The sequence below is a fragment of the Sphingopyxis sp. genome (genome assembly GCF_035998905.1).
Taxonomy (GTDB): domain Bacteria; phylum Pseudomonadota; class Alphaproteobacteria; order Sphingomonadales; family Sphingomonadaceae; genus Sphingopyxis.
Map to the genome: position 1 here is coordinate 143,646 of NZ_DASYHG010000009.1, position 13,415 is coordinate 157,060.

10 protein-coding genes are annotated in these 13,415 nt (G+C 66.3%); 8 read left to right on the forward strand and 2 right to left on the reverse strand.

Annotated features, from left to right (window positions below):
• Positions 1-6: 6 nt before the first annotated feature.
• A complete protein-coding gene (locus VGN62_RS03040) occupies positions 7-549 on the reverse strand; it encodes a copper chaperone PCu(A)C (RefSeq protein ID WP_327451043.1) in 543 nt (180 codons plus the stop codon).
• Between the two features lie 154 nt (positions 550-703).
• Here VGN62_RS03040 and dnaK point away from each other — a divergent pair, with 154 nt between their 5' ends.
• Both dnaK and dnaJ read left to right on the forward strand, forming a co-directional pair.
• Positions 704-2,611 carry a molecular chaperone DnaK gene (dnaK, locus tag VGN62_RS03045; protein ID WP_327451045.1) on the forward strand — a complete coding sequence of 636 codons (1,908 nt, stop codon included), beginning with the start codon at positions 704-706 and terminating at the stop codon, positions 2,609-2,611.
• Between the two features lie 60 nt (positions 2,612-2,671).
• The gene (gene dnaJ / locus VGN62_RS03050; RefSeq protein WP_327451046.1) at positions 2,672-3,802 is read left to right on the forward strand and encodes a molecular chaperone DnaJ; all 1,131 of its coding nucleotides are present in this window, start codon (positions 2,672-2,674) and stop codon (positions 3,800-3,802) included.
• 109 nt (positions 3,803-3,911) lie between these two features.
• Here dnaJ and VGN62_RS03055 read toward each other — a convergent pair whose 3' ends face one another.
• Positions 3,912-6,212, reverse strand: coding sequence for a patatin-like protein (locus tag VGN62_RS03055; protein ID WP_327451048.1), 2,301 nt, complete (start codon positions 6,210-6,212; stop codon positions 3,912-3,914).
• A gap of 144 nt (positions 6,213-6,356) precedes the next feature.
• Between VGN62_RS03055 and VGN62_RS03060 the strand changes: the two genes are divergently transcribed.
• From VGN62_RS03060 to VGN62_RS03085, 6 genes are all read left to right on the forward strand, one after another.
• Positions 6,357-8,501 carry a TonB-dependent receptor gene (locus VGN62_RS03060; RefSeq protein WP_327451050.1) on the forward strand — a complete coding sequence of 715 codons (2,145 nt, stop codon included), beginning with the start codon at positions 6,357-6,359 and terminating at the stop codon, positions 8,499-8,501.
• Positions 8,502-8,521: 20 nt separating this feature from the next.
• Positions 8,522-9,604: a PepSY-associated TM helix domain-containing protein gene (locus VGN62_RS03065; RefSeq protein WP_327451352.1), complete on the forward strand. Its 1,083-nt coding sequence runs from the start codon at positions 8,522-8,524 to the stop codon at positions 9,602-9,604.
• Between the two features lie 111 nt (positions 9,605-9,715).
• On the forward strand, positions 9,716-10,084 hold the full coding sequence (locus VGN62_RS03070) for a metalloregulator ArsR/SmtB family transcription factor (protein ID WP_327451052.1): 369 nt from the start codon (positions 9,716-9,718) through the stop codon (positions 10,082-10,084).
• Positions 10,081-10,560 (forward strand): SRPBCC family protein, encoded by a 480-nt coding sequence (locus VGN62_RS03075; protein ID WP_327451054.1) that lies wholly within the window; start codon positions 10,081-10,083, stop codon positions 10,558-10,560. Before VGN62_RS03070 ends, VGN62_RS03075 begins: the two co-directional genes overlap by 4 nt.
• Positions 10,561-10,564: 4 nt before the next feature.
• Positions 10,565-11,173: a DUF998 domain-containing protein gene (locus tag VGN62_RS03080; protein WP_327451056.1), complete on the forward strand. Its 609-nt coding sequence runs from the start codon at positions 10,565-10,567 to the stop codon at positions 11,171-11,173.
• 63 nt (positions 11,174-11,236) lie between these two features.
• Positions 11,237-13,405, forward strand: coding sequence for a primosomal protein N' (locus VGN62_RS03085; protein WP_327451058.1), 2,169 nt, complete (start codon positions 11,237-11,239; stop codon positions 13,403-13,405).
• Positions 13,406-13,415: the final 10 nt, after the last annotated feature.

Genomic DNA, 13,415 nt, shown 5'->3' on the forward strand with positions numbered 1-13,415 from the left:
CCGCGCCTACTTCTTGGCCGCGTCCGGGGCTGCCTCCTCGGCGCCCTTCTCCGTCGAACCATGGTCCATCGCGCCATGGTCCATTTCGCCGGCGGCTTCCGCGCCCTCGGCGGGCTTGATCACCATGTCGAAGAGGATGCGTTCATTATTGTTGTTGGTGAAGACGAACGCCATCGGCAGCTTGCCCGCGCGCACCGCGGCGCCGTTGATGCCCCAGATCATCAGATGCTTGCCGCCCTGTTTGAACACCAGCTCGCCCTTGGCGGGGACGTCGGCGCGGAGCAGCGGCTTCATCGTGACGACGCCATTTTCCTTGACGCTTTCGTGCATTTCGACGCGCTGCGCGAGGTCGGCGGTCACCGCGACGAGCTCGACCGGCTGCGGCCCGCCCTGGACGCGGAAATAGCCCACCGCGGGACGGTCGGGGGTCGCGCCCATCACGATATGCCCGCTGACGACATTGAGCGGCTTTGCACCGGCCAGATTTTCGCCGCAGCCCGTCAGGGTCAGCGCGGTGGCGGCAAGTGCAAGGATCGCAAAAGGTTTCATTTTGGGAGGACTCCGTAAAAGCGCGTCATTTCCCGCCCTCGATAAGCCCTGAAAGCCCTTGTGCCAAGGATTAGCGCACCTATATCGCGCCCATAGAACCCATGGATGGCGTGCCTTTTCAGGGCGCCTGAGAAGCAACAAGGACGAGTAACAAATGGCTAAAGTGATCGGGATCGACCTCGGCACCACGAACAGCTGTGTCGCGGTGATGGAAGGCGGAAAACCCAAGGTTATCGAAAATGTCGAAGGCACGCGCACGACTCCGTCAATCGTCGCCTTTGCAAAGGATGGCGAGCGCCTGATCGGCCAGCCGGCGAAGCGCCAGGCCGTCACCAACCCCGAAAATACGGTTTTTGCGGTGAAGCGCCTGATCGGCCGCCGCTTCGACGATCCCATGACCAAGAAGGACATGGAACTCGTCCCCTATACGATCGTCAAGGGCGCCAACGGCGACGCGTGGGTCAAGGCGGGCGGTGAGGATTATTCGCCGTCGCAGATCAGCGCTTTCATCCTTCAGAAGATGAAGGAAACCGCCGAAGCCTATCTGGGCGAAAAGGTCGAGCAGGCGGTCATCACCGTCCCCGCTTACTTCAACGACGCGCAGCGTCAGGCGACCAAGGATGCCGGCAAGATCGCGGGCCTCGAAGTGCTGCGCATCATCAACGAGCCGACCGCGGCCGCGCTGGCCTATGGCCTCGACAAGACCGAGAACAAGACGATCGCGGTCTATGACCTTGGCGGCGGCACCTTCGACATCTCGATCCTCGAAGTCGGCGATGGCGTGTTCGAAGTGAAGTCGACCAACGGCGACACCTTCCTCGGCGGCGAGGATTTCGACAGCAAGATCGTCGAATATCTGGCCGACGGCTTCAAGAAGGACGAAGGCATTGATCTCCGCGGTGACAAGCTCGCGCTCCAGCGCCTGAAGGAAGCCGCCGAAAAGGCAAAGATCGAGCTGTCGTCGGCCGCGACGACCGAGGTCAACCTGCCCTTCATCACCGCCGACGCCAACGGGCCGAAGCACCTTGTGAAGACGATCACGCGTTCGGACCTCGAAAAGCTGGTTGAAGATCTCGTCAAGCGCACGCTCGAACCGTGCAAGAAGGCGATCAAGGACGCCGGTATTTCGGCGAGCGAGATCGACGAAGTCGTGCTCGTCGGCGGCATGACGCGCATGCCGCGCGTCCGCGAAGTCGTGAAGGATTTCTTCGGCAAGGAACCGCACACCGGCGTGAACCCCGATGAAGTCGTCGCGATCGGCGCCGCGATCCAGGCGGGCGTGCTGCAAGGCGACGTCAAGGACGTGCTGCTGCTCGACGTGACCCCGCTCTCGCTCGGCATCGAAACGCTGGGCGGCATCATGACCAAGATGATCGACCGCAACACGACGATCCCGACGAAGAAGTCGCAGGTCTATTCGACCGCCGACGACAATCAGTCGGCGGTGACGATCCGCGTGTTCCAGGGCGAGCGCGAAATGGCGCAGGACAACAAGATCCTCGGCCAGTTCGACCTCGTCGGCATCCCGCCCGCACCGCGCGGCGTGCCGCAGATCGAGGTGACCTTCGACATCGACGCCAACGGCATCGTGTCGGTCCATGCCAAGGACAAGGGCACCGGCAAGGAACAGCAGATCAAGATCCAGGCCTCGGGCGGCCTCAGCGACGCGGACATCGACCAGATGGTCAAGGACGCCGAGCAGTTCGCCGAAGAGGACAAGACGCGCCGTGAGGCGGCCGAGGCGAAGAACAACGCCGAAAGCCTGATCCACTCGACCGAAAGCCAGCTCCGCGAGCATGGCGACAAGGTCGACGCGGGCCTCAAGTCGGAAATCGAAGCAGCAGTCGCCGAAGCCAAGACCGCGGTCGAAGGCGGCGATGCCGCCGCGATGACCGAAAAGGCCGGAGCGCTCGCGCAGGTCGCGATGAAGCTCGGTCAGGCGATCTACGAGAAGGAGCAGCAGTCGGCCGCATCCCCCGGCGCCGACGAGGCTGGTGCGGCGAAGACCGACGAAGACGTCGTCGACGCCGAATTCTCCGAAGTCGAAGACGACAAAAAGTAAGAATGAAACTCTCTCCGCCGCCCCCTCGGGGTGCGGCGGGGCAGAGGGGGCCGTTGACCTATGTCACTCGACATCGATTATTACGAACTGCTCGAAGTCGAGCGCACCGCCGACGATGCCGCGCTGAAGGCGAGCTACCGCAAGCTTGCGATGAAATATCACCCCGACAAGAATCCGGGGTGCGATAACAGCGAAGCGCGCTTCAAGGCGATCAGCGAAGCCTATGACTGCCTGAAGGATCCGCAGAAGCGTGCCGCCTACGACCGGTTCGGCAAGGCGGGCGTCAATGGCGGCGCGGGCGGTTTCGGCGGCGGCAATGGTGGCGATTTCGGCGACATCGGCGATATTTTCGAATCGATCTTCGGTTCGGCGTTCGGCGGCGGGCGCCAGCAGCGCGGCCCTGCGCGCGGCGCCGATCTGCGCTACGACATGGAAATCAAGCTCGAGGACGCCTTCGCCGGCGTCACGCGCGAAATCCAGGTCGACGTCGCCGCGCGCTGCGATGCGTGCGACGGATCGGGCGCCAAGCCCGGCACGCAGACGAACCGCTGCACCACCTGCGCCGGCCACGGCAAGGTGCGCGCGCAGCAGGGCTTCTTCATGGTCGAGCGCACCTGCCCGACCTGTCAGGGCGCGGGCGAGGTCATCGCCGACCCGTGCAACGCCTGCCACGGCGAAGGCCGCGTCGACCGGCGCAAGACGCTGACCGTCAACATCCCCGCCGGGGTCGACGAGGGCACGCGCATCCGCCTGTCGGGCGAGGGCGAGAGCGGCGCGCGCGGCGCAGCGCCGGGCGACCTCTACATCTTCCTCCACATGGCGCGGCACAAGGTCTTCGAGCGCGAGGGGACGACGCTGTTCACGCGCGCGCCGATCAGCTTCACCACCGCAGCGCTCGGCGGCGAAATCGCCATCCCCGGCCTCGACGGCAAGAAGCACGACATCACGATCCCCGCAGGAATCCAGTCGGGCAAGCAGCTGCGCCAGCGCGGCGCGGGCATGCCGGTGCTCAACGGCCGCGGCCACGGCGACCTGGTCGTCCAGATCGACGTCGAGACGCCGACGAAGCTGACCGCGCGCCAGAAGGAATTGCTCTGCGAATTCCGCGAGACCGAGACGGGCGAGGAATGCCCGGCTTCGCAGGGCTTTTTCGGCCGCATCAAGGAAATGTGGGACGATCTGACCGACTAGCGGCCCGTCGCCACCCTCTCTTTGTCATTCCCGCGAAAGCGGGAACCCAGATGCTGAGTCAGCTGATGACGCTCTGGATCGCCGCTTTCGCGGGGATGACAAATGATGGCTACCCGATCTCGCCCCTCAGCTCGTCGATCAGCGCCTTCACCTTGGGCAGCCGCGCTTCCTCCTCGTCGAGGATTGCGTGGAACGCACGGCGCTTGATCGCCTTCAGATCCGCGCCCGCCAGCGCACCGTCGCCCGTCACGCTGCTCGCGACGATATCGATCAGCCGGTCGGCGCCGTGGAGCCGCCCCCACAGATAGTCGTTCTCGCGGTACGCGCGGCTGAAGAAGGCGCCGAAGCTGTTGAACTCGACGCCTTTCAGCATCGCCGCCGCGCCGCCGGAACGGATCGCGGTCGCGTCCGACGGCGAGATGCGGTCGATCTTGATCGGGTCGAACTCGTCGAACCCCTCGCCCTGCAGCAGCGGCAAGGTCGCAATGTCGTAAAAGGGATAGCCCAGATAGGCGAGCAGCAGCGTCCGCCGGTCGTCCTTCGGCATCGCCGACAGCCCCGCGGCGATCAGCGCATCGGCCTCGCTGTCGACCGTGCGCAGGTCGCGCCGCGCCGCGATCGCGTCGATCCAGTCGCCGGGCCCGGCATCGGCGGGCAGGTCGAGGTCGGCGAGCCAGCTGTCGCCCTGCCGGTCGAGATAGAGGCCAAGCGCGGTGAAGATCGCCTCGCGCATATCCTCGCACACCGGATCGCGCCCATCGCGCGTCGCCTCGACCGCGGTGTCGAGTTCGCGTGCGAGGAACCGCAGGCGGCGGATACGAAAACCAAGGTCGTGGGTGCGGAAAAATACGATCGCATCACTGCTCGCGCCCGCACCCCTCTTGCCCGAAATCCGGTCGAGACCGCGCGCGCGCGCTTCGTCCCACAGCGCGAGGCGCCGGTTGGCCTGATGAACCGCACCCTCGGGCGGCAGCAGGCGGTCGATCAGGCTCGCCATCTCCTCGATTACCGCCGACAGCTTGAGGTGACCATAGGGCGCAAAAGCGAAGCCCGCGCGCGCCGCCGCCTGGTCCTGCGCCTTTGCGCGCCATTTTTCGAGCCGCGCGACCGTCGGGGTGTCGAGGAAGAAGGTGGTGCCGAACAGCGCCGCGACCTGTTCCTCGACCTCGACCTTCATCGCGTCGACGATATGCTGCATCCGGCGGATACGGCGCGACATGCCCTCGATCGCCTCGACATTCTCGCGGATCGGCTGTTCGCGCGGGATTTCAGACAGCGCGCCGAGAATGGTCGGGAGGAAGCCCGGCAGTTGCGCCTCTTCGGCCGCGGGCTTGCCGAAACTGATCGACCTGTAATCGGGCTTGGGATCGATATAGACAAAGCGGCGGTCGATCTCGCGCCGCGCCGGGCGCTGCTTGAGCGCCGCGATCGCGGGGCGGAAGGGTGCGTTCGCGAGCACCGACCCGTCGATCAGCACGCGGTCGGCGGGGTCGCCTTCGCCGCCCGCGGGAAGCTGCGTGCGGATAAAGGTATCGCGCGCTGGCCATGCGATCCGCCGCTTGTCCAGCACGCGGTCGAGTTCGCGCAGCGTGAAGGGAGGAAAAGCGCCGGGGAAGCTCGCCGTCGCGCGCGCCGCACCGACCAGCCCCGGCACGTCGTCGAGCCGCGCGCCCGTCCGGCTGTCCTCGCGAAAATGCAGCATCAGCCGGTGCTCGTCCTCGGTCACGCGCGCCGGGCTGTTGAGCGCCAGCGGCACGCTGTGCCCCGCAAAATCGGTAACCGACACGAACAGGTCGACGGGCTGCCCCTCCGGCACCAGCACCGGCCCGCGCGGCCCCGCATCCATCGCGTCGAAGGCGTCGAACAACAGGTTGGTGAAGGTTTCGCCGCCGAAGGGCGGCTCGAACCAGCGCGCGCGGACGAAACGCGACAGCTTCGCACGCACCTCGTCCTGTGCGCCTTCGCCGACGGTGCGGTCGATGGCGTTACCGCGCTTCTTCATCATCCAGCCGGCGATCGGCACCGCCCAGAATTTGGTCGCCGCCGACAGCGGCCGCGCGTCGGGATCGATCAGCCGATCGACGTCGGCGCTGTCGAGCCACAGGTCGGTGAGCGGGTCGAGCGACTGCCCGGTCGCCAGCGCACGCGCGAGGAAGATGCCGTTGATGCCCCCCGCGCTCGCCCCCGCGACGATGTCGGCGAGCACGCGCAGCCGCACATTGCTGCGCGCCGCAATCTCCGCGAGCAGGTCGCCATAGACCGCACCCGCACCGGTCAGCGGCGCGCCGTCGTGGAACGCGCGCGACGCCGCGGCGAGCCGCCAGACCTCTTTCGTGATCCCGTGCATATAGACGGCAAGGCTGATGCCGCCGTAGCAAATCAGGGCGAAGCGCAGTTCCTTTTCCCGCATGGGCAAGCTGATAGCGCGCTTTTCGGCACTGTGGCGATTTTTCCACGGACCCGGGCGAAATGAACAAATGGGCGCTGCCACGCGGCTTTTTCCTTGCTTATGCGAATTGCTCTCATTAGCGGCGCCTGCGAACAGGAGTTGAGAATGATTCGCAAAATTGCCGCCGCCGCCTTGTTGGGCACAATGTTGTCGTCGCCTGCCTTCGCGCAGGACAGCGCCCCTATCGACGAAAGCACCACGAGCGGCGAGGCGATCGTCGTCACCGCCGCCCGCACGGTCCTGCCGCCGAACGCGCTGCCGCTGACGATCGACGTCATTTCCAAGGACAGCCTCGATCAACAGGTCGCGGTCGCGGGCTCGGTCATCGATGCGGTCGCCAACCTGACCCCCAGCTTCTCGCCGACACGCCAGAAACTCTCGGGATCGGGCGAGACACTGCGCGGCCGCTCGCCGCTCTACGCGATCAACGGCATCCCGCAATCGACCCCGATCCGCGACGGATCGCGCGATGGCTATACGATCGACCCCTTTTTCCTCGATCGCGTCGAATTGATCTATGGATCGAACGCGCTGCAGGGGATCGGCGCGACCGGCGGCGTGGTCAATCAGGTGGTCGTTCAGGCCCCGCGCGAAGACGGCCTGTCCGGCCGCGCGCTGGTGCAGGGGTCGACGGGCAATTTCGAAAACAACAGCTTTGGCGGCAAGCTTGGCGGGCTGCTCTCCTATCGTCAGGGCGCGTTCGATGTGACCGGCGGTGTCGCCTATGAAACGCGCGGCCTCTATTATGACGGCGCGGGCCGCCGCGTCGGCATCGACAATACGCAAGGCGATGTGCAGGACAGCAAGAGCCTCAGCTTCTTTGCGCGGCTGGGCTATGACCTGTCGTCGACCGCCCGCATCGAACTGTTCGCCACACGTTTCAATCTAGAAGGCAATGGCGACTGGGTGCAGGTTGCGGGCAACCGGACGACCGGCCTTCCCACCAGCTCGCGGCGCGGTGACATACAGGGCGAAGCCGCCTCGAACCGCGTCGAAACGGTCAACCTGACGCTGACCGATACCGATCTCGGCGGCGGCAATCTGGTCTTCCAGGCCTTTTTCAACCGGTCGCGCGATATTTTCGGCGGCGATGTAAGCGCCACCTTCCAGGACGCCAGCATCGCGCCCATCGGCACCTTGTTCGACCAGTCGGCGAACCGCTCGCGCAAACTGGGCGCGCGCGTCAGCTATGAACGGCAGCTTTTCAACGCGCTCAACGTCACGCTCGGCTTCGACTCGATGTGGGACAAGACCCAGCAGGAGATGATCGCGACGGCGCGCTATTGGGTCCCGCCGACCACCTTCCGCACGCTCGCCCCCTTCGGCCAGGCCAATCTGAAACTGTTCGACGGCGCCGTCCGCCTTGCCGGCGGCGCGCGCTGGGAAAATGGTCAGCTCAAGGTCGACGATTATGTGACGCTGGCCTCGTACAACTCGGCTCGGGTCACGGGTGGCACCCGCAATTTCGACGATCTGCTGATCAACGGCGGCGTTATCGTCGAGCCTGCGCAAGGCATCCGGGCCTATGCCAGCTATGCCGAAGGCTATTCGATTGCCGACGTCGGCCGCATCCTGCGGGCGGTCAACGGCAGCCTCCAGCCGAATTTCCGCATCGAGGATGTCAACGTCACCCCCGTCATTTCCAACAATCGCGAGCTTGGCATCGAAATCAAGCGCGGGCCACTGGACGCCAGCGCGTCCTATTTCTGGTCCACGTCGAAAAATGGCGGCCTGCTGGTAGCGAACAGCGCGGGCATCTACGATGTTCAGCGCCAGCGCATCGAAATCCAGGGTTTCGAAATCAATCTTGCGGTCGAGCTTCCGGTCGACGGGTTGAAGCTTGGCACCGGCTATGCCCATCTGTCCGGCCGCACCGACAGCAACAAGGACGACAAGGTCGATATCGACCTCGACGGCGCGAATATTTCGCCCGATCGCGTCAACTTCTGGGCCAGCTACAACAGCGGTCCGGTGTCGGCGCGCGTACAGGCGGGCCTCTATCTCGACCGTAAATTCGATGGCGCGCCCGCCAATACCGCTTTTTCGGGCTACACGCTCACGGATGCCGTGCTGCGCTATGACCTGCGGCGCCTCGGCGGGATCACACTCGCGGCGTCGAACCTGTTCGATGTCGACTATGTCACCTATAACAGCCAGACGATCCGCTCGGCCGTGCCGCTGACCGACAATGCCCGCTTCTTTACCGGACGCGGGCGGACCGTCACGCTCGGTTGGGACTATCGCTTCTAGGATCTGGTACTTCCGGCATGATGAAATTGCTCGACACCCTCCACCGTTGGACCGGCGGCCTTCTCGGCCTCGTGCTCGCGCTGCTCGGGCTGTCGGGCACCATCCTGCTCTACGACTATCTGTGGATCGGGCAGCCGGGGACCGGCGATCCGCTGCGCGGCGATCTCGCCACGGTCGCCGCGACCACCGAAAAGCTGATGGCGATGCCGGGCGCGCAGGGCATCACCTATGCCGACGAACGCTTCGGGCTGCACCAGCTCCGCTTCGGCAAAGAGGCGGGCGCCTATGCCAGCCAGTCGGGCGACCTCGTCACGCGCTGGGCGAGCCAGTGGGAGCGGCCCGAGCTGTGGATCTTTGATTTCCATCACCATCTCTTCGCGGGCGACAGCGGCGAATGGGTGATCGGGATCGCGGGTCTCGCGGGTCTGTTCTTCGTGATTTCGGGCGCGATCCTGTGGTGGCGGACGCGCAAGACCTTCCAGCTTCGCCTCTGGCCGAAACGGATGAGCCGCCCGTCGATCGTCATGCACCACCGCGACCTCGGCATCATCGCCGCACCGCTGCTGCTGATCTCGATCGTCACCGGCACGATGATGATTTTCCGCCCCTTCGCGATGGTGATGATCGCGCCCTTCGGCTCGCCCGCCGAGGCGGCGAAGGCGATCGAACCGCCGAAATATAAAGGCGGCCTGCTTACCGGAAAGCCCGATTATACCGCCATGCTGGCGGAAGGACGGCGGCGCTTTCCCGACGCCGAATTCCGTATCCTCAGCCTGCCGCGCAAGCCCGGCGACCCGATCAGCCTCAGGATGCGCCAACAGGCCGAATGGCTTCCCAACGGCCGCTCGACCCTGTGGTTCGACGCCGCGACCGGCGAGCTTCTCGGCGCGCGCGACGCGCTCGCAATGCCCAGCGGGGCGCAGGCGTTCAACATGGCCTTCCCGATCCACGCGTCGAAGGTCGGCGGCTGGACCTGGCGTATATTGCTCACGCTCTCGGGCCTCGCGATGACGATGCTCGGCAGCTTTGCCGTGTGGACCTTCTGGTTCCGCCGCCCGAAGCCCGCGAAGCGCCCCGCACCGCGCGCGCTCGCGACCAGCTAACCCCCTTTTCCTCGCATCGCCGCTTCACGCACCGATTTGCCATGCGGCAATACTAAGGTATTGACCTAAGTATTGCCGCACTCTAGATCGAAGCCGAAAGGAGCTGCCGCCATGTCGAAAGTCCGGCCCGACACACCCGTCACGGCGCAGCCCGCGATGATCGACGGCATCTTCCGCGCGCTGGCCGACCCGACGCGGCGCGACGTGCTCGAACGGCTGAGCGAACGCCCGACCTCGGTCAGCGAACTCGCGGCGAAACATGCGATGGCGCTGCCGTCGTTCGTCGAGCACCTCAAAATTCTCGAAAGCTGCGGACTCGTCAGTTCGCGCAAGGTGGGCCGCGTGCGCACCTACAGCCTCGCGCCCGACCGGTTGCGCCTCGCCGAAGACTGGCTCGGGACGCAGCGCCGCCTGTGGGAAGGCCGGCTCGACCGCATGGATGACTATCTGCTCAGGCTCAAAAAGGAGGAAAACCGATGACGTTCCCGCTCCCCCAAATCGATCCCGATCTCGACCTGGTGCTCGACCGCGAGATCGACGTGCCCGTCGACCTCGTCTGGAAGGTGTGGACCACCCCCGAGCATTTGCAGCACTGGTTCGTCCCGAAGCCGTGGACGATCACCGATTGCACGATCGACCTGCGCCCCGGCGGCGCGTTCAACACGGTGATGCGCTCGCCCGAAGGCGAGGAGTTTCCGAACAGCGGCTGCTATCTGGAGGTCGTACCCCATGAACGGCTGATCTTCACCGATACGCTGCTCCCCGGCTTTCGTCCCGCGCCCGCGCCCTTCTTCACTGCCGGGCTGTTCCTGACCCCGCATGGAAACGGCACGCGCTACAAGGCGATCGCGCTCCACGGCGATTCGGCCGCCCGCCAGAAGCATGAGGAAATGGGCTTCCACGACGGCTGGGGGACAGTCGTCAGCCAGATGGTCGACTATATCAAGGCGATGTGACGCGATGGCCGGATCGGACAACGCGCAGCTGCTGCGGGCCGGTGTCGCGGCGGGGATATTCTTTTTCGCCGTGACCATCGTCGAGATATTCGCACGGCCGGGCTTCGATATCGAACGCCACGCGATCAGCATGCTCAGCCTCGGCCCGCGCGGCTGGGTCATGAAGGTGGTTTTCATCGTCTCGGGGCTGCTCGTGCTCGCCTGCGCGCTCGGGCTGCGCCGCCGCGCCGGCCGGATTGCAGGACCGGCGCTGGTCGCGCTCTATGGGGCCGGGCTCGTCCTCGCGGGACTGTTCGATGCCCCGCCGGGGCTCGGCTTCCCGCCCGGCACCGCCGCCGACCAGCAACCGGTGATGACAAACGAAGCGATCGTCCACAGCATCGCCTTCATGCTCGCGTTCGGTTCGCTCATCATCGCCTGCTTCGTCTTCGCTTTCGGCCTCTGGCGCGGGGCGGACCGCGGCGCCGCGACGCTGTCGGCGCTTGCGGGCATCGCGATGCCGGTGCTCATCCAGATGGGCATGGCGGGAACGATCGCGACCGGGGTCGCCTTCTACATCGCAGCGATGCTCGCGTGGATCTGGCTCGGCTGGATCGCATTGCGCCATCGCTGACCCGGCAGGCGGCGGGATCGCACTTTCCTAATTTGCGGGCAGCCCTATATCCTGCTCGCCCCCATGACCCGCGCCCGTGTCCTCCTCCTCACCGCCGCCCTCGGCCCGCTCGACTATCGCGTCCCGCGCGAAAGCGACGCGCCGCTGGGAAGCGTCGTGGTCGCGCCGCTCGGCCCGCGGCGGCTCGGCGGCGTGGTGTGGGAGGATGCGAGTTTCGGTGCGCCCGAGGCGGTGGGCGACAATCGCCTGCGCAATCTCTACGAAGTCGTCGCCGTGCCTCCGATCTCCGCGCCGCTCCGCCGCCTCGTCGAATGGACCAGCGACTATTATCTGGCGCCGCCCGGCGCGGTGCTGCGCATGGTGCTCCCGGGCGTCGCCTTCGCCGACGCACGGCGCCCGATCGTCGAATATCGCGCCACCGGCGAAATCCCGGCGCGGATGACGCCGCAGCGCATCGTCGCGCTCGAGGCAATCGGCGAGCGGCAGGGCATGGTGCGCGAACTCGCCGCGCTCGCCGAAGTCAGCGAGGCGGTGATCCGCGGGCTCGTGAATACCGGCGCGCTCGAAGCCGTCACCGTGTCGGCTGATCAGCCCTATCCCGAGCCCGACAGCGGCTTTGCCCCGCCCGACCTCTCGGGCGAACAGACCGCCGCCGCCGCGCAGCTGAGAGACGCGGTGCTTGCCGCGAAATTCGATACGTTGCTGCTCGACGGCGTCACCGGGTCGGGCAAGACCGAAGTCTATATGGAGGCGATCGCCGCCGCGATCGACGCGGGCAAGCAGGCGCTCGTCCTGCTCCCCGAAATCGCGCTGACCGAACCGATGCTGACGCGCTTTACCGCGCGCTTCGGCTGCGAACCCGTGGCGTGGCACTCGGGATTGCGCTCGGCCGAACGCCGCCGCGCCTGGCACAGCATCGCCGCGGGCGAAGCGAAAATCGTCATCGGCGCGCGTTCGGCGCTCTTCCTCCCCTATGCCAATCTCGGCGTGATCGTCGTCGACGAGGCGCACGAGACGAGCTTCAAGCAGGAAGATGGCGTCCATTATCATGCGCGCGACGTCGCGGTGATGCGCGGCCATTTCGAGGGGCTGCCGGTGATCCTCGCGAGCGCGACCCCCGCGCTCGAAAGCCTCGCGATGGTCGAAGCCGGGCGCTACCGCCATATCCAGCTCCCCGCACGATTCGGCGGCGCAACGCTGCCCGACCTTGCGGCGATCGACATGCGGCAGGACCCGCCCGACCGCGGCCGCTGGCTCGCGCCGCCGCTCGTCGACGCACTCGCCGACCGCCTCGCGAAGGGCGAGCAGAGCCTGCTCTTCCTCAACCGCCGCGGTTTCGCACCGCTGACGCTCTGCCGCACCTGCGGCCACCGCATCCAGTGCCCGAACTGCACCGCGTGGATGGTCGAGCACCGCCTCGTCCACCGCCTCGCCTGCCACCATTGCGGGCATGTCATGCCGCCGCCGCGGCTCTGCCCCGAATGCGAGGATGAGGACAGCCTCGTCGCATGCGGCCCCGGGGTCGAACGCGTCGCCGACGAGGTCGCGCTGCGCTTTCCCGAAGCCCGCACCGCGATCGTCACCTCGGACACGCTCTGGTCGCCCGCGAAGGCCGCCGAATTTGTCGACAATGTCGAGGGCGGGCTGGTCGATATCATCATCGGCACGCAGCTCGTCACCAAGGGCTATCATTTCCCGAACCTCACGCTCGTCGGGGTCGTCGATGCCGACCTCGGGCTCGACGGCGGCGACCTGCGCGCATCCGAACGCACCTTCCAGCAGATCGCGCAGGTCGCGGGGCGCGCGGGGCGCGGGGTCAAGCCCGGCGAGGTGCTGATCCAGACGCGCGTTCCCGACGCGCCGGTGATGGCCGCGCTCGTCGCGAACGACCGCGACGGCTTCTATTCGGCCGAAGCGGCGGCGCGCAAATTCGCGGGCGCCCCGCCCTATGGCCGCTTTGCCGCGCTCGTCATCTCGTCGGAGGATATCGAGGTCGCGCGCGGACAGGCACAGCGGCTGGGGCAGAAGGCGCCGGTCGCCGAAGGCCTCGCGGTCTATGGCCCCGCCCCCGCGCCGCTCGCGATGCTCCGCGGACGCCACCGCTTCCGCCTCCTCCTCCACGCGCCGCGCAGCTTCGACCTGCAGGGGACGATCCGCGAATGGGTGAACAGCATCGACTGGCCCGCGAAGGCGCGCCTCGCGATCGACATCGATCCCTACAGCTTTGTCTAGAACATGGAGG